General features: G+C 72.4%; 11 protein-coding genes. 2 read left to right on the plus strand and 9 right to left on the minus strand.

Annotation, left to right across the window (positions count from 1 at the left end):
- Positions 1-55: 55 nt before the first annotated feature.
- The 5 genes from AN218_RS25690 to AN218_RS25710 form a co-directional block, all read right to left on the minus strand.
- Positions 56-1,081 carry a FadR/GntR family transcriptional regulator gene (locus AN218_RS25690; protein ID WP_070019342.1) on the minus strand — a complete coding sequence of 342 codons (1,026 nt, stop codon included), beginning with the start codon at positions 1,079-1,081 and terminating at the stop codon, positions 56-58.
- A 150-nt stretch (positions 1,082-1,231) separates the two neighbouring features.
- Positions 1,232-3,898 carry an ATP-binding cassette domain-containing protein gene (locus AN218_RS25695; protein WP_070019343.1) on the minus strand — a complete coding sequence of 889 codons (2,667 nt, stop codon included), beginning with the start codon at positions 3,896-3,898 and terminating at the stop codon, positions 1,232-1,234.
- Between the two features lie 120 nt (positions 3,899-4,018).
- The gene (locus tag AN218_RS25700; protein ID WP_070019345.1) at positions 4,019-4,780 is read right to left on the minus strand and encodes an NUDIX hydrolase; all 762 of its coding nucleotides are present in this window, start codon (positions 4,778-4,780) and stop codon (positions 4,019-4,021) included.
- 31 nt (positions 4,781-4,811) lie between these two features.
- Complete coding sequence (locus tag AN218_RS25705) at positions 4,812-7,097, minus strand: glycogen debranching N-terminal domain-containing protein (protein WP_079132589.1); 2,286 nt, start codon at positions 7,095-7,097, stop codon at positions 4,812-4,814.
- A 98-nt stretch (positions 7,098-7,195) separates the two neighbouring features.
- Positions 7,196-8,566 (minus strand): DUF4192 domain-containing protein, encoded by a 1,371-nt coding sequence (locus AN218_RS25710; RefSeq protein WP_079132590.1) that lies wholly within the window; start codon positions 8,564-8,566, stop codon positions 7,196-7,198.
- A 495-nt stretch (positions 8,567-9,061) separates the two neighbouring features.
- Between AN218_RS25710 and AN218_RS25715 the strand changes: the two genes are divergently transcribed.
- The gene (locus AN218_RS25715) at positions 9,062-11,410 is read left to right on the plus strand and encodes a GH92 family glycosyl hydrolase (RefSeq protein WP_070019350.1); all 2,349 of its coding nucleotides are present in this window, start codon (positions 9,062-9,064) and stop codon (positions 11,408-11,410) included.
- Positions 11,411-11,478: 68 nt separating this feature from the next.
- On the opposite strand, the gene AN218_RS25720 is transcribed toward AN218_RS25715, so the two are convergent.
- From AN218_RS25720 to AN218_RS25735, 4 genes are all read right to left on the minus strand, one after another.
- Positions 11,479-13,641: a RecQ family ATP-dependent DNA helicase gene (locus tag AN218_RS25720; RefSeq protein ID WP_070019352.1), complete on the minus strand. Its 2,163-nt coding sequence runs from the start codon at positions 13,639-13,641 to the stop codon at positions 11,479-11,481.
- A 164-nt stretch (positions 13,642-13,805) separates the two neighbouring features.
- Positions 13,806-14,783 carry an ABC transporter substrate-binding protein gene (locus tag AN218_RS25725; RefSeq protein WP_070019354.1) on the minus strand — a complete coding sequence of 326 codons (978 nt, stop codon included), beginning with the start codon at positions 14,781-14,783 and terminating at the stop codon, positions 13,806-13,808.
- Positions 14,784-14,902: 119 nt separating this feature from the next.
- Positions 14,903-16,195, minus strand: coding sequence for an enterochelin esterase (gene fes / locus AN218_RS25730; RefSeq protein ID WP_070019358.1), 1,293 nt, complete (start codon positions 16,193-16,195; stop codon positions 14,903-14,905).
- A gap of 245 nt (positions 16,196-16,440) precedes the next feature.
- Complete coding sequence (locus AN218_RS25735; protein ID WP_070019360.1) at positions 16,441-17,586, minus strand: nucleotide disphospho-sugar-binding domain-containing protein; 1,146 nt, start codon at positions 17,584-17,586, stop codon at positions 16,441-16,443.
- A 156-nt stretch (positions 17,587-17,742) separates the two neighbouring features.
- Here AN218_RS25735 and AN218_RS25740 point away from each other — a divergent pair.
- On the plus strand, positions 17,743-19,624 hold a 1,882-nt coding region (locus tag AN218_RS25740), incomplete at its 3' end, for an ABC transporter ATP-binding protein (protein WP_141747694.1).

Below are 19,624 nucleotides of genomic sequence, written 5' to 3' on the forward strand. Positions count from 1 at the left end.
GGCAGCGGACGTGCGGCACGCGGCGGCCCGGGTCGTGCGGCGCAGCCCCCGGCGGTCAGTGCTCGCGCGGTGCGGGGACCACGTGATCGGTGCCGGGCGTCCCCGCGGAGCCGGAACCCGTACCGCCACCGCTGCCGACGGCGGGCTGGCCGACCGAGGGGACCGGTTCGGGACGTCCGCTGAGCACCTGACGCATCGCCGACTCCGCGGCGGCGGCCTCGCCCGAGGCGAGCGCGTCGACCACGCGCTGGTGCTGCGCGATCGACGCCTCCGTGGCGACGTCGCATCCGGTGCCCTGGCCGCCGGAGACCTGGAGGGCGGCGGAGACGATGCCCGAGAGGTGCTCGAGCATGCGGTTGCCGGCGGCCTGGAGGAGCTGGCCGTGGAACTCGGCGTCCGCGCGGGAGAAGGTGAGGGTGTCGCCCTGGCCGACGGCGTGCGTCATGATCTCGACCATGTCCGCGAGCCGCTGCTGGACGTCGTCCCGTAGCTGTCCGGCGGCCAGCCGCGCGGCCAACGGCTCCATGGTGCTGCGCAGTTCGCGCAGTTCGCGGCGCTGGTCCTCGCGCTGCGGCCCGAACGCGCGCCACTCGATGATGTCGGGATCGAGCAGATTCCAGTCGCTGACGGGGCGGACGCGCGTACCGACGTTGGGCCTGGCGCTCACCAGTCCCTTCGCCTCCAGGACGCGGAGGGACTCGCGGACGACGGTCCGTGAGACCTCGAAGCGGTGGCCGATCTCCTCGGGGACGAGGGGGCGGTCGGCGCCCAGGTCGCCGGAGACGATCATCTGGCCGAGCTGCTGCACGAGTTGACCGTGCAGGCCGCGGCCGCGGCTGCCGGCGGCGCGGCGGCCGGCGCGGTTGATGTCGGCCTCCGAGCCTTGCCACGCAGGGGCGTTGCTGGTCGGACGGGGTGTGCCGGAGGACTCCGCGTAGGTGTAGCGGTCGAGTTCGCCGGGGCCGGCCAGGCCCGAGTCGGCGGAGCGAGCGGCGGTCATCATCATGGAATGCGCAAGGGTAGTCACGCATCCTTTGTCGGCGGCGCTCCGTTCGGGCTTGAGGGCTTTGGTGAAAAGCACACGAAAGGGTGATCGCTGCCTTCCGCGGTATTGACGCCTTATCGGAAAGAACGAGTCACGCGGGGCGCACGGTGGCTCATCTGCTGGTCATCCGTGGGGAGTTGACGGCTCACGGCAGCGGTCTGCGGTGTCGTGACCAGGCGCCCCGGACTACCTGGCCTTGCTGCTGAAAGCGGCGATGAGGTAGGCGGTCAGCAGGACGGCCAGGGTCAACGCGAGGGCGGCGCCCATGGGTTGGGAGACGAGTGCGAGCGCGGTGGACACCCAGCGCTCCGCTCCCGGCGGCCAGGGCATCAGCAGGGCGGCCTCCAGACCTCCCGGAACTCCCCCCGCGGAGCCGCCGGATGAAGCGGAGGCGGCGGACTGCGCAGCGGAGGCGGCCGGGCCGTCGCCGAGCAACGTTCCGGCGAGAGGGGCCAGCAGCAGCGGAACCGCGACCACGACCGCCGTGCCGATCGCTCCGGAACGGAAGATCCCCGCGGCCAGAACTCCCGCCCACGCACAGCCCGCTGCGAAGACGAACACTCCCGCGACATGGAGCCGCCACGACCCTCCGGCCGAAGCGGAGGCGGCGTCGCCGGGCAGCGCGAGGGCTCCCGAGCCGAGAAGCAGTGTCACACCCGCCGCGTTGACGACGGCCACGACGAGGCTGAGCACTACGGTCAGCAGCGCGGAGACGGCCAACTTCGCGGCGAGCAGGCTGAGTCGGCGCGGCACGGGTGAACGGGCGGGCGCCAGCGCGGGATAGCGGAACTCCTCGCCGAAGGCGAAGGCGCCCAGCAGGCCCGCTGCGACGGCGACGGGAGGCAGGACGAAGATTCCGCCCGAGGGCCAGCCCGTCAGAAGCCGTACGGCGGGAGCGGGCGAGCCTCCCGAGCTCGACGGAAGTCCCATGCCCGTACGGGCCATGAGGAGCGCGGCGCAGAACGCGACCGCGACGGTGAGGGCCAGGGCGATCCAGGTGCTGCGGACGCTGAACAGGCGGCACAACTCGTACCGCAGAGGCGCCGCCGGGCCCGGACGCGCGATCGCGACGAGCTGAGGCGGGAGTTCGGCGGCGGCGGACGCGGACGGAGCCGAAGGCACCGGCGTCCACAGGGACTTGGCCTTCCCGCGGGCGTCGGGGTCGGCGAGCGGCTTGAGCAGGACGCGGGGCAGCGACTCGGGAGTCTCGCGTTCGAGGCTTTCGGGGGTTGGGGGTTCGGTGGCCGAGAATTCTGGGGCGTGGGCTTCGGCGTCTCGGGCGTCGCGGTTCTGCTGGGCGGAGTCGGCGGGTTCGGCTTCGAGAGGGGTGTCGCTGATCCGTACGGTCTGTGCCTCCGAGAAGGGTGAGGGCGTCTCGGGGGCGAGGAACGCGGCGGTGGACGAGGCCGGGGATGCAGGGGCGGTGACGAGGACGGGCTCCCTGTCAGGATCGGGGGCCGGTTCAGGAGCGGGACCGGGAGTGCCGGCGTCCGGGGTGAGGTCGCCGAGGACCGGGCCGACGGTACGGGCCTCGGGGGCAGCGTTGTTGGGGTGTGCGTCGTCGGCGTCGCCGGACGGGTCGGAGTCGTCCGTCTCTGACTCCGTGCCGGGTCGCGCCGTGGAGTCGGTGGAATTTGCGGCTTCCGCGACGGCCGACGTTGGCGGCTCGGGGGACTTCGCTTCCGTGGCCGTGGATGAACTGTCGTCCACCGGGCGAGAGTTCGCGGGTGGGGCGCTGTCAGGGTCGGCGGCCGCATCGGTGTTCGCGGCGTCTTCCTCGAACTTCGCGAACTCCTCCAGTTCGTCCAGCTCTTCCTGCGCAGTGACAGGGCGGTCGGTCGGTGTTTCCGAGGACTCGGTGAGGGCCGTCTCGTCGTGTTCCGGCTCGGAATCGGCGTCCGGAGCGCCGGCGTCCGCGCGGCGTCCGTCGGCTCGGTCGAGCGGCTCGGGAGCGTGGACGTCCCCCGCATCGCCTCTCTCGTCGGCGAGTTGATGGACCAGGATCCCGCTGCGATGCGCCCACTCCCCCACTTCGGCGCAGCTACTGCCGTAGACCGAGAGCCTCGTACCGCCCTCGTGGACGACCTTCAACGGGCCCTTGTCGCGGTTGCGGCCCGCCTTGCGTCCCTCCTGGGTGAGTACGGCGGCGAGGCGTTCGGCATGCGGGGTCCGGACGGCGACGCGGGGGCGCAGCCGCGTCCGCACGAAATCTGCCGCTTCCTGGTCGGCGACGAGGCGGCCCGAGTCGATACTCACGACGCGGTCGGCGAGTTGGGCCGCTTCCTCGGACTGGCGTGAGGTGACGAGTACGGTGCCGCCCTGCTGTGCGTAGCCGCGGATCAGGGAGTACAGCCAGGCGGTTTCGCGCGGGGAGAGTTCGTGGGCCGGTTCGTCGAGGACGAGCGTGTGCGGGTCGCCCAGGAGTGCGCACGCCATGCCGAGGCGTCGGTCCATCCCGCGCGAGAGCGTGCTCATGCGCTGGTCGGCGAGGCCGCTGAGGCCGACGACGTCGAGGACTTCGTCCGCGCGGGCCGCGGGGAATCCGGCCGCGGCGGCGAGCATCCGCAGATGACCGCGGGCCGTACGTCCCGGGTGGCCGTTCACCTCGCTGAGCAGCACGCCGACTTCACGGGCCAGATGCTGGATCCGGTGGACGGGACGGCCACGGAAGAGAGCCGTCCCGCGTCCCGTCTCCAGTCCGAGCATGAGGCGCAGCGCCGTCGTCTTGCCCGAACTCTCGGGCCCGAGAAGCACGGTGACACGGCCGGGACGGGCCTCGAAGGTGAGGTCGTCGACGGCGGGCTCGAGTTGGTGACGGCGAGGCAGACTGGTCAGTCCGATTGCCTGGATCATCGCTTCTCCCGCGGGACGCGTGGGGCGGAGTCAGGGCAAGATAACGCGACATGTCAGGCTTTCGACGGCAATGCGGTGCCCCCGGCCAAGTCCGTTACGGGCGGGCCGAGTGCCGGGGTGTCAGACCTCCGGCCGCAGCATGGGCGGGTTGAGCAGGTTCGCTCCGCCGGCGCGGAAGAGCTGCGCCGGGCGGCCACCCTGGCGCGTGGTCGTCCCGCCGGTGGGGACGAGGAAGCCCGGCGTCCCCGTCACCTTCCGGTGGAAGTTGCGCGGGTCGAGCACCACGCCCCACACCGCTTCGTAGACGCGGCGCAGCTCGCCGACCGTGAACTCCGGTGGGCAGAAGGCCGTCGCGAGCGACGAGTACTCGATCTTGGAGCGGGCTCGCTCGACGCCCGCCGCGAGGATGCGGCCGTGGTCGAAGGCGAGCGATGCCTTGTGCGCACCGCCCGCGTTCCGGTGGGAGATATCGGTCGCGCCGAGCAGATCGTCCACCGGGGCCCAGCGGGCACCCTGGGCGTCTCCCCCAGGTGTGGGCGAGGGCAGATCCGGTGCGAGCGCGAGGTGGGCGACGCTGACCACCCGCATCCGCGGATCACGGTCGGGGGCGCCGTAAGTCGCCAACTGTTCCAGGTGCGCGCCCGGAAACCCGCCGGCCGTCTCGTGGGCCCGCAGACCGGTCTCCTCCTGGAGTTCGCGCGCGGCTGCCCGCGAGAGGTCCTCGTCGGCCCCGACGAACCCTCCGGGGAGCGCCCACTGACCCTCGTACGGCTCCTCTCCACGGCGCACGACCAGGGCGCAGAGTGCGTCTCTGCGCACCGTGAGCACCACGAGGTCGACGGTGACAGCGAACGGAGGGAAGGCCGACGGGTCGTAGGGCATGGCAAGATCATAGTCGTCTCCCTGACGATAATCAGGCGGTTCCTGAGCGCTTCCTCACGGGGACTTCCGGAGGCTCTGCGTGGGGCTTGGTGCCGCTCTCGGCAGTGGGTGATGCAGCATCAACTCCCCTTTGCCGCACAAGGATTCGGAGTCTGTCCGACGCCTCCTCCACCTCGGCCTGTCCGGTGCCGTCGACCCGTACCGAGAACGGCTCGCCGCCGATACGCAGGCCCGCGAAGCGGAGCGCTCCGAGGGGTGCTTCGGCGACGGGGTGCACGGAGACCGTGCCCGCCGGTGCGTCCGGACGTACACCGGCGAGCGCGGTGACGAGATGGACCGCGCCCGCCGCCGCGACTGCCGCCGGGCGGCACGCCGCGGGATGCGGAAGCGGCGTGCCGCCCTCGTCCCGCTGCTCCGCCGCGTACATCTCCGGCAGGCGGAAACCGAACGAGCCCGCCGCATCGAGCATGCCGCGCAGCAGTGCACCGGCCTCCTGCTCATGGCCCGCTGCTGCGAGCCCGGCGATCGCGGTCACGGACTCCTGGACGTGAACGGCCCCGCCGCGATGGCCGAACGGGCTGTGCCGCTCGTCCCCGGCACCGAGGCTGCGCAGTCCCCATCCGGAGTCGAGTACCGGGCTCGTCAGGCGCTGGGCGAGCAGGCCGGTCTGTGACGCGGTGAGCAGACCGTCTGCGAGGCGGCCCTCTCCGGCGAGCCCGGTGTCGAGCAACTCGGCCGCCGCGGAGGTGAGATGAGTGAGCACGGCGCCGTCACGGGTACGCACCGTCACGGGTCCCGCTTCGGTGCCGGTGTCGTTCTCCGGCCAGAACTCCTCACGGAAGCGGGCGGCGAGTCGTTCCGCCCACTCCCTCAGCTCCGCTGCCCCGTCCGCACCGCATGCCTCCAGCAGTCCGGCGCCGAGTACGGCGGCCCGGTGTGCGCTCGCCTGCACCTCACATCGGTACGGGCCGTCGGGTGCCGGGTCGGGGACGAAGGGCTTGCCGCCGGTGGCCTTGAGCATCCAGGTCAGGCAGCGCTCGGCGGCGGGCACGAGCTGCCGCACCTCGCACTCCGGCATGCCCCACAGCCGCGCTTCGGCGAGAACCGTGGGGAAGAGCAGGGTGGCCTCCGTGCCGCTGCAGTGGGGCGGGGTGTACGGACCGGAGTGCCGGAGCGGACCGGGAAGCCGGCCCGAGTCGGGGCCCGGGGCGGTGAGTTGGCTGCGGGCGAGTGTGCGCAGGGTGCCTGCCGCGAGCCGGGTGCCGAGCGGCAGCAGCATGCGGGCCGCTCGGAGGGATTCGGCCGGGGCCAGGACGCAGCGCCAGGGAGCGCCGGCGGCGAGGTACAGGTCGGACGGTTGCGACGGATCGCCCATCAGCAGCGCGTTGGCGTCATCGAGGGCCGTACGGATGAGCGGGGCGATCCGGGTGTCGTCACCGTCGGCGTACGCACCCCGCCAGAGCCTGAGCGGTCTCGGCGGTTCGGAGGCGAGAGCCGGAGCGGAAACGGCGGCCGGCTTCTTCCTGTCGGCCCGGCTCCTGCCGTCGGGCTTCCGGGGCTTGGCCGGCGTCGCGGTCGTGCGCTCCAGGGCGTTGCTGAGCACGACCGTACGTGCGGTGCCGGGAGTCAACTCCCAGTCCCAGGCGAGCAGTCCGGGCCGGGCGAGGCTGGTGTCCGGCTGCGGTTCGGCGGAGACGGAGGCGCGCAGCTCCCCGGACGACCAGGCGAGGCCCGCGCCGTGCACGGAGGCGGGGAGCGGCGGGCCGGACTGCCCGGGAGCGACGGCCGCGATGTCGGCGAGCTCCGCGAGGTCTGTGCCGAGGCGGAGTTCGAGGGGCAGCCGGAGGGGGCGTCCGGAGATGTTCCGTACGGTGATCCGTTCCGTGCCGTCGGCGGATCTGAGTCTGTCGATCACGATCGTCGGGTCGGGCCCGGTGGCGACCGTGGTGGGCACGGTCGCGGTGAAGCACGCCTGGTCCGCGCCGAGCATGCGGCTCCGCAGCGGAAGGGGCTCGGTGCCGGCGACGAGGAGGCGGCAGTGCGAGAGCACCCTTCTGCCGCGGTGGTAACAGCCCTCCATGCCCTCGCCGTTGAGCTGGCCGTGTTCGGGAGACACCGCGAGGTGCGGCGCCGCGACGCAGATCAACGCGGCGTGCGCGGACCGGTGTTGGGCCGCGCCGGGCGGCGGCTGGCGCAGGATGTGGCCGGGGGCCGGGCCCCCGCCTGATGCGGCGGGGAGCGGCAGCCGGGCCGCCGACGGTTGACGGCCAGCGGGAGTGGGCGGCTGCGGTGCGGTGGGCTGCGACATCGTGGACATGGACGTACCTCCGCTTCCTCTGGTGTGGGGTCCGGCGAGGTGCCGGGGCGCGGGTGAGCGGCGTCTGCACAGAAGTGAACGGCTGACCGGCAGGCTGGTCACGGCAGATGACGGCCGACCGAGCTGCCGGGATCGTGCTCCCGGGGAAGTCGCCGCCCCTGCCGCGCGTCCCGTTCCTTGCGCATGCAGCGGCGCAACGGCTCCGGATCCATGCCGTCGTTGAATGCACGGTGCAGCAGCCGGGCGAAGACGTAATCGGGGTCGCTGCGCAGCGCGTGGTCGAGGGCGATCCGGGCCGACGGCCGGTCCCCCTCGGACCAGGCGACCCAGCCCGCGAGCGTGAGCGGTGCCGCGGCGTGTTCGCCGTACGGTCCGACGCAGCGCCGTGCGAGCGCTCGCCAAAGACGCAGCGCGGGACGGGAGTCGGTGCCCTCCATCCACTCCGCGGCCCGGTCGCGGGTCTTGCGGTCCTGAAGGCCGACGATCATCGCGGCCGCTTCCTCATGGCCGATGAGCGCGTCGTCGTGTGCGTCGGCGCGGGCGCATTCGTCGTCGTCCGGGACGGCTTCGCGGAGACGCGCGATCCAGGACCGGGCAAGGCGGAGCGTCTGCGCCCTTACCGCGGTGCAGCCGTCCGGGGCCAGCATGCGCGGGACGAGGGTTTCGCTGGCGACGTCGAGGGCCTTCTCCTGCGGCTCTGCCACGGGGGAACCGAGCGGCGTCAGCCTTCGCTCCATCTCCCGCAGGGAGCCGCGTACTTGGATGCCCGCGTATGCCGCGGCGGCTGCCATCGCCGAGGTGCCGGAGGCGCCCACGGGACGTCCTTCGCGGGGACAGCAGGCGGCGTCCGGGCAGCAGTACGACCAGTAGTGGCCGGCGGAGAGGCACAGCGCCTCGTAGACCGGGATGTCCCGTGCGCCGCACGCGGTACGGAGCGACTGTGCGAGAGGGGCCAGCCGCAGCATCACCTCCTCTCTCCGCTCCGCGGCGCTCGGGTCCTGGCAGAGGAAGAGGATGGCGCCGTCGGGCCGCCGCTCACCGGATCTGACCTCGCCCTCAAGGCAGGTGGCGACCTGCTGCGCGACGGCAGGCCACTCCTCACGGTCGGCCGGGATGCCGAGCCTGATCCGGCCGCCGAAGCGGCCTCGAGGACCGTGCAGGGCGACGACCACGATGGAGTCGTCGGGATAGAACCCGAGCAGATACGGAAGGGCATCGGCCAACTCCGCGGGGCCGCGCAGGGCGATGTCGCTCCTGCCCGTCCCCTCGTGTCCGGTGTCCGGTGACGCCGAATCACAGCGGGGCGGCAGGACTTCGCCCGCGGCGTCCTGCTGCTCTGCTCCCGGCTCCTGCCCGCCGGTAATCCCGGGATCCTGGCCGCCGTCCCCGCTCCGATCCCGTGCCTCGCCGTGACCGTGAACGTGACGGTGCGTGTGGTCGGGTCCGTGTCCGCTGTCTCGCTGTGTCATGCCGCAACAGTGCCGGGGACGGACCGAATGTCTTCGTCACTTGTCCACAGGACACCTGGTTTGTACGGCTGTACTACCAAAGGCGAGTTGTCCACAGGCCCTCAGACCGGATGTTTCCTCCGGCCGATTGCATGGCCCCATGCGCGACACGGAACCGCACCTCGTCACCGACACCACCGCCCAACGACCCACAACGGACGCCCCGTTGGCCGGTCGGCCCGCTCGGCCGCGCCTGCCAAGAGCGCCGCCGCCCGGCAGCGGAGGTCACGCCGTCACTGTGCCGACGGCCCGTCACGGCTCTCTCATGGAGAGGCCGCCGGGTCCGGCTCGCACCTCTTGACGGCGGCACAAGTCCTCCGAACAATAACGGGGTTGACAACGTTGTCCGACAACGTCGTGCTGCCCTCCCCACCGTGCCCGCGCCCCGGTGCGCCCGCCCGCGCTCCTCACCGACACCCCGCGCACCACGCCACTCCCACTCCCGGAGGTCCCGTCATGAGATGGCCCCGCCGCCCCCGGCTGCGCACCGCCCGCGCGTTGACGGCTGCCGCCGTGCTCGCGAGCGTGCTCACCGCAGCCGCTCCGTATCCGGCGGACGAGACGCAGGACGGCCGGCTCACCGACCTGGTGAACCCGTTCATCGGCACCGAGAACGAGGGCAACACCTACCCGGGTGCCGCCGTTCCGTTCGGCATGGTGCAGCTCTCGCCGGACACCGGTCACAACACCGGCTACGACCACTCACACCAGCACATCCGCGGCTTCTCCTCCGTCCATGTCTCGGGCGTGGGCTGCGGGTTGGGCGGTGATCTGCCCGTGCTGCCGACCACCGGGGAGATCACCGAGACGGACAACGCGAAGTACGCGGCGCGGTTCAGCCACGACGACGAGGAGGCGAGCCCCGGCTACTACCGGGCCGGGCTGGACGGCGGCATCGGCGCGGAGCTGAGCGCGACACCGCGCACGGGAGTGCAGCGCTACACCTTCCCCGCAACGAAGAAGGCCAACGTCCTGCTCAACGCGGGCCAGTCGCTGCACGAGACGGTCTCCACGAAGGTGCAGATCCTCGACGACCGGACGGTGCGTACGGCGATCACGGGGCGCGGCTTCTGCCAGGACACCGAGCCGTACACGCTCTACACCGTGACCCGCTTCGACAGGCCCTTCACCGCCTCCGGCACCTGGAAGGGCGGCAAGGTCAGCGAAGGCACCGAGGAATCCTCCGCCAAGAGCGGGCGCAACGGCGCATGGGTGCGCTTCGACACCGGCAAGGACCGCACCGTCGAGGCGACCACGGCGGTCTCGTACGTCGACGCGGCGGGTGCGGCCACCAACCTGCGTGCCGAGGGCGGCCGTTCGTTCGACCACGTGGCGCGCGCAGCACGGTCGGCCTGGGAGGACCGGCTCGACGACGTACGGGCACGCGGCGGCAGTGACACACAGCGGCGCACCTTCTACTCGTCCCTGTACCGGTCCATGCTCGCTCCGAACATCGGCAGCGACGCGGACGGCCGCTACACCGGCTACGACCAGAAGATCCACCGCGCGAAGGGCTTCACCTACTTCCAGAACTTCTCGCTGTGGGACACCTACCGCACCCAGAGCCAGTTGCTGTCGCTGCTCGCGCCGCGCGAGGCGCGTGACATGGCGGTCTCCGCGCTGCACGTCGACGAGGAGGGCGGCTGGCTGCCCAAGTGGGGCTACGGCACCGTCGAGACGAACATCATGACCGGCGACCCGGTCACGCCCTTCCTCACCAACGCCTACCAGCAGGGTCTGCTGAAGGGGTACGAGGAGCGGACGTACCGCGCGCTGAAGAAGAACGCGGACGGGGTGCCGCCCGCCGATTCGCCGGCCGTCGGCCGGGAGGCCAACAAGCCGTACATCGCCGACGGTTACGTGCCGTACATCAAGGGCCGCCCGCACACCAAGCCCGGCGACTCCGACTACGACCACGGGGCCTCGGCGACCCTGGAGTACGCGCTGTCGGACGCGATGCTCGCCGAGATGGCCGGCGACCTCGGGCACCGGGCGGATGCGAAGCGCTACGCCGAGCGCGCTCAGAACTACCGGAAGATCTTCGACGGTTCGACCGGCTTCTTCCGGGCGCGAGACGCCGACGGGAAGTTCACGGGTCCGGCCGATCCCGCCGAGAGCGAGGGCTTCCACGAGGGCACGTCCTGGCAGTACCAGTGGCTCGTGCCGCAGGACCTGCCCGGCATGGTCGGTCTGGTCGGAGGCACGAAGGCCGCCAACAAGCGCCTCGACTCCTTCTTCGCCTACGACGAGTTGCTGAAGGATCCGGAGAAGACCGCGCGGGAGGTGTGGGTCAACGGCCCGTACGACTACTACAACGCGGACAAGTACAACCCGCAGAACGAGCCCGATCTCATCGCGCCCTACACCTATCTCTCGACGGGGCAGCCGTGGAAGGCCACCGATGTGGTGCATGCGGCGCTGACGCTCTTCACGGACGCCCCGACCGGGCTCACCGGCAACGACGACCTCGGCACGATGTCCGCGTGGAACGTGCTGTCGTCGATCGGGATCTTCCCGGTCCAGCCCGGCACGGACACCTGGGGGCTGTCCACGCCCGTCTTCGACCGCGTCGACATCGGCCTGGACCGGCGCTACTACCCGCGCGGGCGGCTCACCGTGAAGGCGCCGGGCACGTCGACGAACGACCGGTACATACAGTCGGCGCGCACCGACGGACACGACCTGGAGCGGACCTATCTGACCACCGACGCGCTGCGGCGAATACGGACCCTGTCGTTCGAGGTCGGCGACTCGCCCTCGTCCTGGGGCACTTCACGCCACGACGGACCGCCGCCGCTGAACTGACGGGCGGTGCCGACGGATCCGGGCGGCGCGGGTTCCGGACGGCGGAGCGAAGGCACGCGAGAGGAGGTTCAGCCGGCCAGGGCGAGGGTGAGAGGGAGCACCTGGCCGGCTCCGTTCCGGCGCAGGAGGCGGGCGCCGACGGCGAGCGTCCAGCCGGTGTCGGTGAAGTCGTCGACGAGCAGGACGGGTCCGGGGGTGGCGGCCAGAGCGGCGGAGAGTTCGCCGGGGACGGTCAGCGAGGCGGCCAGGGAGCGCAGCCGCTGGGCGGAGTTGCTGCGGTGCGCCGTGTACTCCTCCGCCTCCGGCGCGTAGGCCAGGCTGCCGAGCAGCGGGAGCCTGCCCACCCGGGCCAGGCCCTCGGCCAGCGATCCGACGAGGTGCGGCCGGGTACGGGAGGGCACGGCGACGACGCCCACCGGACGCGTCAGCGCATCGGCGCCTCCGCTCGCCCAGCCGCCCGGCGAGCGGGCCCAGTCGGCGAGCACGGTCACGACGGCGGAGAGCACGTCGTCCGGTACCGGTGCGTCCGGGGCCTGCGGGGAGAGGAGGGGACGCAGCCGGTTGCCCCAGCCGATGTCCGACAGCCTGCCCAGCGCCCGTCCGGTGGCGGCCTGTTCGTCCGCGGGGATGCGGCCCTTGAGGTCGACCCCGACGGCGGGCATGCCCGTGGGCCACATGCGGCGCGGCTCCAACTCGACCCCGGGACGCTCCAGTTCGCCGCTCGCCGCGGCGAGCGCCCCGGGCGAGACGGAGGGATCGAGCCAGGGCCCGGCGCAGTTGTCGCAGCGTCCGCACGGGGCTGCCTTCTCGTCGTCGAGGCGGCGCTGAAGGAACTCCATGCGGCAGCCGGTGGTGGCGACATAGTCCCGCATGGCCTGCTGTTCGGCCTCTCGCTGCCGGGCGACCCAGGCGTAGCGCTGCGCGTCGTACATCCACGGCTGCCCGGTGACGGTCCAGCCGCCCTTCACACGGCGGACCGCCCCGTCGACGTCCAGGACCTTCAGCATCGTCTCCAGCCGGGAGCGCCGCAGGTCCACCTGCGGTTCCAGGGCCGGCAGCGAGAGCGGGCGGTCCGCCTGTTCGAGCACGGCCAGCGTCTGGCGCACCTGTTCCTCGGACGGGAAGCCCACGGAGGCGAAGTACGCCCAGATCGCCTCGTCCTCCCGGCCCGGCAGCAGCAGTACGTCGGCGTGGTCCACGCCACGTCCCGCGCGCCCCACCTGCTGGTAGTAGGCGATGGGCGAGGAAGGCGAACCGAGATGCACCACGAAGCCCAAGTCGGGCTTGTCGAAGCCCATTCCGAGCGCGGAGGTGGCCACCAGGGCCTTCACACGGTTCGCGAGCAGATCCTCCTCGGCCTGAAGGCGGTCGGCGTTCTCCGTCTTGCCGGTGTAGGACGCCACGGCGTAGCCGCGTTGGCGCAGATATGCCGAGACCTCCTCGGCCGCCGCCACCGTGAGGGTGTAGATGATGCCGGAGCCCGGGAGTCCGTCCAGCCGCTCCCCCAGCCAGGCCAGCCGGTGCGCGGCGTCCGGCAGCGTGAGCACGCCGAGCCGGAGGCTCTCGCGGTCCAGCGGTCCGCGCAGCACCAGGGCGTCCGCGCCGCCGGTGCCCAACTGCTCGGCGACGTCCGCGGTGACGCGTGCGTTGGCCGTCGCCGTGGTGGCGAGCACCGGCACGCCCTCGGGCAGGTCGGCGAGCATGGTGCGCAGCCGGCGGTAGTCGGGGCGGAAGTCATGGCCCCAGTCGGAGATGCAGTGCGCCTCGTCGACCACCAGCAGACCGGTGGTGGCCGCCAGCCGGGGGAGCAACTGGTCGCGGAAGTCGACGGAGTTGAGACGTTCCGGGCTGACGAGGAGGACGTCCGTCTCGCCGCGCTCGACCTCCCCGTGGATGGTCTCCCACTCCTCCGGGTTGGCCGAGTTGATGGTGCGCGCCCGGATGCCGGCACACGCAGCCGAGTCGACCTGGTTACGCATCAGGGCGAGCAGCGGCGAGACGATCACCGTCGGGCCCGCTCCCCGGCGGCGGAGCAGGCCGGTGGCGACGAAGTACACCGCCGACTTGCCCCAGCCGGTGCGCTGCACCACCAGTGCCCGGCGCCGCTCGCGCACCAGCGCCGACACCGCCTGCCACTGGTCCTCCCGCAGCCGTGCGCTCCCCGTCGGGTCGCCGACGAGTCCGGCGAGGAGGGCATCGGCTTCGGCGCGCAGTTCCAGGTCGTCGTTCATGCCCCCATGCAACCCGACGGCGGGGACGTTCGGCCAACCCGTGCCGCGGCGAGAGCGGAGCGGGCCCGGGCGGGACGGCCGGCGGCCGGTTCGCGGACGGCCGGCGCGGGACGGGTTGGCGCACGGACAGCCCGTGCGCGAACGGCCGCCCCGCCCCGCCCCGTTCAGCCGGCCAGGTTCCGCTTCACGTCCGTGAGGACCGTACGGGCCGCGATGGGGCCGCCCGCGCTGTTCCAGGCGGACCCCTCGATGACCGCCACGTGATCGTCCTTGACGGCGTTCAGACGCTCGAAGTTGGGGACCTTCCGCGCCTCCTTCAGCGCCTTCTTCCCCGACGCGGCGTCCTCGAGAGTGCCGAAGAAGAGCCAGTCCCCGTCGATGGTGTCCAGCTTCTCCAGGCTGACCGGTTCGCTGCGGCCGAGGCTCTCGCCCTGCTGGTTCTTCGGGCGGGTGAGCCCGAGAGCGGCCAGCGTCGAGCCGACGTGTCCCTTGCCCTTGCCGACGACGGACGGTCCGCCCTCCTGCCAGCGGATGACGCTGGTCTCGGCCTTGGAGTTGGAGCCGAGCGCGGAGCGTGTGCTGCGTACGTCGCCCTCGAACTTCTCCAGCCACTTCTCCGCCTTCTCCCGCTTGTTGAGGGCGTCGGCGGTGGAGACCAGGGCCTTCTTCCAGTCGGCCTTGAGCGTGGAGGTGAGGACGGCCGGGGCGATCTCGCGCAGCTTGCCGATGACGCGCTTCGAACCCACGGTCTCGTCGAGCAGGATCAGGTCGGGCTGCAACTTGGCGATCTTCTCCAGGTCGGGCTCGGCGACCGTCGCCACGATCTCGGCCTTCGTAGCCTTCTTCTCCAGATAGCTGGAGACCGTCTGCTGGCCCCGGCCGCTCGTCGCGCCGATGGGCTGGTAGCCGAGGGCGAGGGCCGCGTCGAGGGTGGGCTCGCTGAGGGTGACCACGCGCCGGGGAGCGGAGGGCACCTTCACCTTGGTTCCCTTGGCGTCCGTGACGGTGCGGGTGCCGCCGGACTTCCCCCCGGCGTTCGCCTCGGCGTCGTCCTGGCCGCCGCAGCCGCTCAGCAGCAGCGCGCCGGCGACGGCCGCCGCGGTGAGGGCGGATCTGTGTGCGGACAGACGTATCGATGTCATCTCGGGGACTCCTTGCTCGGATCTGAGGGTGTGAGGGGCGGACGGTTCGATGGGTCGCGGGTCATGGCCGATGCGTCACGGGGCATGTGCCGTACGACCGTGGGCGTGTGCAGTACGGCTCACGGCGCGGACGCGGGCGGCGAGACCGCGGGACCGGGACGGGGGCCGGGGCCCAGGAGGGCCGCCAGGCCGTCCGCGAGGGCTCCGCCCCAACAGGCGTAGTCGTGGCCGCCGTTGAACTCCGTATGGGTGACGTCGTAGCCCCGTGCGCGCAGCCGCTGTTCCAGGTCGCGTGCCATGCCGGCCATGACGCCCTCATGCAGGCCGGTGTCCAGGCGGATCCGTACGTCGCGTACGGGCTGTTCGGTGAACTGCCGGGTCAGCCACTGGTCGCCCTCCGCGAAACCGGAGGGAATCCCCGGCCCCACCTCGGGGTGCCACCACATCGACGTGGACTGGGCTATGGCGTTCCCGACGCGGTGACGGCTCTGCGCGAGCGCGGTGAACAGCGCGGTCGTACCGCCGAGGCTCTGCCCGGCGACCACCGTGCGCGCGGGGTCGTCGGTCAGCGACCAGCGGCGTACGGCCCAGGGCAGCAACTCGGCGGTGAGGAAGTCGGCATAGGGCCTGCGTCCGCCGAACTCGCCCATGCGCGTGGGGTTGTCGACGGCGTGCGGTGCGACGACGGCCAGCGGGCCGACGGCGCCGTCGGCGTGGAGATTGTCGAGCACGTCCTCGAAGTGCATCTGCCCGAACCACATGTCGCCGTCCAGCAGCAGCAGTACGCCGGGTGCGGGGGCGTCCGCCGCGTCCGCGCCGGGCGGCAGATAGACCCACACCTCGCGCTCGGCGCCGAGGGCGGTGCTCGCGTACGTGTGCCGCTCCACGGTGCCCCGTACGACGCCGGGACGACGGGCCCGCCAGGGCTGCGGCGGGGCGTCCGGAAGCGCGAAGACGGAGGCCGGGGGACCGTCCCAACGGGTGGCGACGGAACGGGGGTTGAGCGGATCGGCCACCGACGTTCCCGTGAGGGACCGCAGATGCTGCTCGTCGGCGCGGGCGGCGGCGGGTGAGTCGTCCGCGGCGATCCGGTACGAGCCCCGGTGGTCGCTGCGCAGCCGGTAGGTGAAGTGCCACACGTCGGTGCCGGGCAGCCGCCGCATCAGCCCGGAGGTGTGGTCGGAACGGTCGATGAGGCGGTTGACCAGCAGCAGCACCCGCCGCGTCGCGGGGCTCCCCCGCCACAGAAACGTGACGTCCCAGTGGTGCGGATCGCCGGGGACGGGTTCGATGAGCGGGGTCCCGGCGGCCTCGGTCTCCGCCCAGAAGCGGGCGAGCAGCGTCTCGCGCGTGGGCGTCGTCCCATGGCCCGCGAGGTCGGCGGCGAGACGGGCGACGCATGGGCTGTCCACCGTGCGGGGCGCGGCCGGGTGCTCCTCACCGGGTCCCCGGCAGGGTTCGCGCTGAGCTTCAGGCCGCGCCCCCGGCCCAGGCCGGGCCCCGGACCCCGACTCGGTTACGGCCCCCGACCGCGGCTCGGTTCCGGCTCCCGGCTCCGGCCGCGCCCCGGGTCCCGGCCCCGTACCGGCCCCGGACTCCTCCGCCGTCTCCGCCTCGTCCCCGGAGCGGGGCCGCGGCACCATGCCGTGCAGCGCGTTCACCGGTTCCGCCGTGCAGTGAGGGCGAGTTGGGTCAGCCGTCCGACGGTCTCCGCCGGGCTGGGCATCGACGCCATCTCCTCCGCGGTCTCGCGTGCGTTCGCGCGCAGTCCGTCGTCGGTGAGCAGCTTCTGTACGAGGGCGGGCGAGAAGTCCTCCGGGCCGCCCGGCACGATGCCGCAGCCGCGCTGCTCGACGGCGGCCGCGTTGGCGGGACGGTCCGCGCCCTCGCCGAGGACGACTTGGGGCAGCCCGGAGTCCAGGGCGGTGAGCGTCGTACCGGCGCCGCCGTGGTGGACGACCGCGTCGGACGCGGCGAGGAGCGCGCCGAGCGGCGTCCACGGCACGGTCCGTACGTTGTCGGGCAGCGGGCCCAACTCGGCGGGGTCGGCGCCGCCGAGGGCGAGCACGAACTCGGCGTCCGTCTCCCGCGCGGCGTCGATGACCCACTTGACCGGGGAGACGCCGTCGACGACCGGGCGCACCGTGCCGAGCGTGACGGTGACGCAGGGCCGGGTGCGCGGCTCGTACAGCCAACCGGGCAGCACGGCACCGCCGTTGAAGGGGACGTACCGCATCGACCAGCGGCGCGGCTCCTGTGTACGGCTCATGCTCGGCGGGGTGACGTCGAGCCAGGCGGCGACCGGCGCCGGTCCGTCGAGGCCGTGCCGTTCGTAGGCGGGCGCGAGCGCGTTGTTCATCATGCCCACGTGCGCACCGGTGTGCCCGAAGCCGACCGCGTGCAGGACGGAGGGGATCTCCAGCCGCGCCGCGACGAGTTGGCCGACGACGCCGTTGGGTGTGTGCACGACGAGGTCGGGCTCCCAGTGCTCCGCGACGCCGAGCATGGTGTCGGCCATCTCGTCGCTGAAGAACGAGAAGCCCTTCCCCTTCGGGGGCTGCCCGGCCTCGCCCGGTGACGGGGGTTTGCCCTGGCGTCTCTTCTCCATCTCCGCGTACAGCGCGTCCGGGTCGATCCCGGGGGCGCAGTCGACCGCGAGAAGCCCCGCCTCCCGGGTGCGCTGCGCGGCGGCGCCGCAGGTGCCGACGAGTACGTCGTGGCCCGCGGAGCGGAAGGCGTGCGCCAGCGGAATCATGGGATAGAGCAGTCCGAAGAACGGCGGACCGGCGAAGAGGACACGCATCAAGACCTGCTTTCCTCCGGTGCGTTGGCGTTCCGTTCACACGCCGGTGGCGACCTGCCGTGGCGTGCCCGAGGCGTCCACACCGAGCTGATGAATGTGGGCGAGGTCACGCGACCCCTGTGGCGAGCTTTACTTAGGTAAGCCTAAGCTAACCATGTGCCCAGCAGATCAACAACATCCCCGTCCTGGCTCCGCCGCCTCGCGGCCGCCTGCCTCCAGCACCGGCGCCTCACGCTCGTCGTCGTCCTGAGTTCCGTTCTGGGAACGGGACTTGAGGCGTTCGGGCCGCTGCTCGCGCGGCTCGCCGTCAACGACGCCGTCGCGGGCCACGCGCACCGCATCCGGCTGCTCGTGCTCGGCATGGCGGCGCTCGCCCTGGTGCAGTTCGGCGCCGAGTTCGCCCGCCGCTTCGTCGCAGGGAAACTGGCCCTGGCCGTCCAACACCGGCTCCGCACGGCCCTGTTCGACTCCGTCCAGCAGTTCGACGGGGCGAAGCAGGACACGCTCCGTACGGGCCAGGTGGTCTCCCGGGCCAACAGCGATCTGCAGCAGGTGCAGATCATGCTCGGCATGCTGCCGATCCCGATGGGGGTGACCGCGCTCTTCGTCGTCTCCGTGAGCGCCATGCTGTGGCTCTCGCCGCTGCTGACCCTGGTCTCCCTCACGGTGATCCCGGCGCTGGCGTTCGTCACCGCGCGCAGCCGAAGACGCCTGGTCCCGGCCACCCGTGACGCGCAGGCACACGCCGCGAAGATCGCGGAGCGCGTGGAGGAGAACGTCGCCGGCGTCCGCGTCGTCAAGGGCTTCGGCCAGGAGCAGCGGGAGGTCGACCGGCTGGCAGGCGCAGCGCGCCGCCTCTACGGCCGGCGGATGCGCGTCGTCCGCCTCCAGTCGCTGGCCACCGCGTCCATGTCGGCGCTCCCCCATCTCGGCCTCGTCGGCGTCCTCGCCTTCGGCGGCTGGCTCGCCCTGCACGGGCGTCTGGACCTCGGTACCTTCCTCGCCTTCGCCGGCTATCTCTCGCTGCTCGCCGGTCCCGCGCGGCTCTTCGCCAACTTCCTCGTCACCGCGCAGCAGGGGCGCGCCTCCGCGGAGCGGGTGTACGAACTCATCGATGCACGGCCCGAGATCACCGAGGCCGCCGGCGCGACCGACGTCGCCGAGGGGCCGGTGGGGATCGAGTTCCGCGACGTGCGCTTCGGTTACGCCCCCAGCGACCCCGTACTGGACGGCTTCTCCCTCACGGTGCGCCCCGGCGAGACCGTGGCGCTGGTGGGCTCCTCCGGCTCCGGGAAGTCCACCGTCTCGCTTCTGCTGCCGCGCTTCTACGACCCGCAGAAGGGCAGCGTCCGCATCGGACCGCCCGAAGAGGCCGCCGACGTACGGGAGTTGACGCTCGCCTCGCTGCGGCACACCGTCGGCGTCGTCTTCGAGGAGCCGTTCCTCTTCTCCGGCTCGGTCCGCGACAACATCGCCTACGACCGCCCGGAGGCCACCGACGCCGAAGTGGAGTCCGCGGCACGCGAGGCCGGGGCCCACGAGTTCGTCGCGGAGCTGCCCGAGGGCTACGCCACCGACGTCGGCGAGCGCGGGAACAAGCTCTCCGGAGGGCAGCGGCAGCGCCTCGTCCTCGCCCGTACGCTGCTCAGCCGTCCGCGCGTGCTCGTACTGGACGACGCGACCTCCGCCGTGGACGCAGCGACCGAGGCCGCCATCCACGACGCGCTCGCGCAGATCACCGGCACCTGCACCACGCTGCTCATCGCGCACCGGCGCTCGACGCTGGAGCTGGCCGACCGGATCGCCGTACTGGACGGGGGCCGGGTCCTCGACACGGGCACCCGGGAGGAACTGACCGAGCGCTGCGCCCTGTTCAGGGAGCTGACGGCGGGACCGAGCGAGTCGATCGACGAGCGGGCGAGGCCCGCCGCCCCGTCCGAGGCCGGCGACATCACCCCCGCGCTGTGGCCCGTACCGCCGGAGTCCGCGGACGACAGCCTTCCCGCGTCGCCCGGGGAGGGGGCGGGCGACGCGGGAG

Source organism: Streptomyces nanshensis, from assembly GCF_001751255.1.
GTDB classification, from domain to species: domain Bacteria; phylum Actinomycetota; class Actinomycetes; order Streptomycetales; family Streptomycetaceae; genus Streptomyces; species Streptomyces nanshensis_A.

Excerpts from the sequence above, each read along its gene's own strand:
- AN218_RS25695 (WP_070019343.1), bottom strand. The coding sequence starts at position 3,898 with ATGATCCAGGCAATCGGACTGACCAGTCTGCCTCGCCGTCACCAACTC.
- AN218_RS25700 (WP_070019345.1), bottom strand. The coding sequence starts at position 4,780 with ATGCCCTACGACCCGTCGGCCTTCCCTCCGTTCGCTGTCACCGTCGAC.
- AN218_RS25705 (WP_079132589.1), bottom strand. The coding sequence starts at position 7,097 with ATGTCCACGATGTCGCAGCCCACCGCACCGCAGCCGCCCACTCCCGCT.
- AN218_RS25710 (WP_079132590.1), bottom strand. The coding sequence starts at position 8,566 with ATGACACAGCGAGACAGCGGACACGGACCCGACCACACGCACCGTCAC.
- AN218_RS25715 (WP_070019350.1), top strand. The coding sequence starts at position 9,062 with ATGAGATGGCCCCGCCGCCCCCGGCTGCGCACCGCCCGCGCGTTGACG.
- AN218_RS25720 (WP_070019352.1), bottom strand. The coding sequence starts at position 13,641 with ATGAACGACGACCTGGAACTGCGCGCCGAAGCCGATGCCCTCCTCGCC.
- AN218_RS25725 (WP_070019354.1), bottom strand. The coding sequence starts at position 14,783 with ATGACATCGATACGTCTGTCCGCACACAGATCCGCCCTCACCGCGGCG.
- AN218_RS25735 (WP_070019360.1), bottom strand. The coding sequence starts at position 17,586 with ATGCGTGTCCTCTTCGCCGGTCCGCCGTTCTTCGGACTGCTCTATCCC.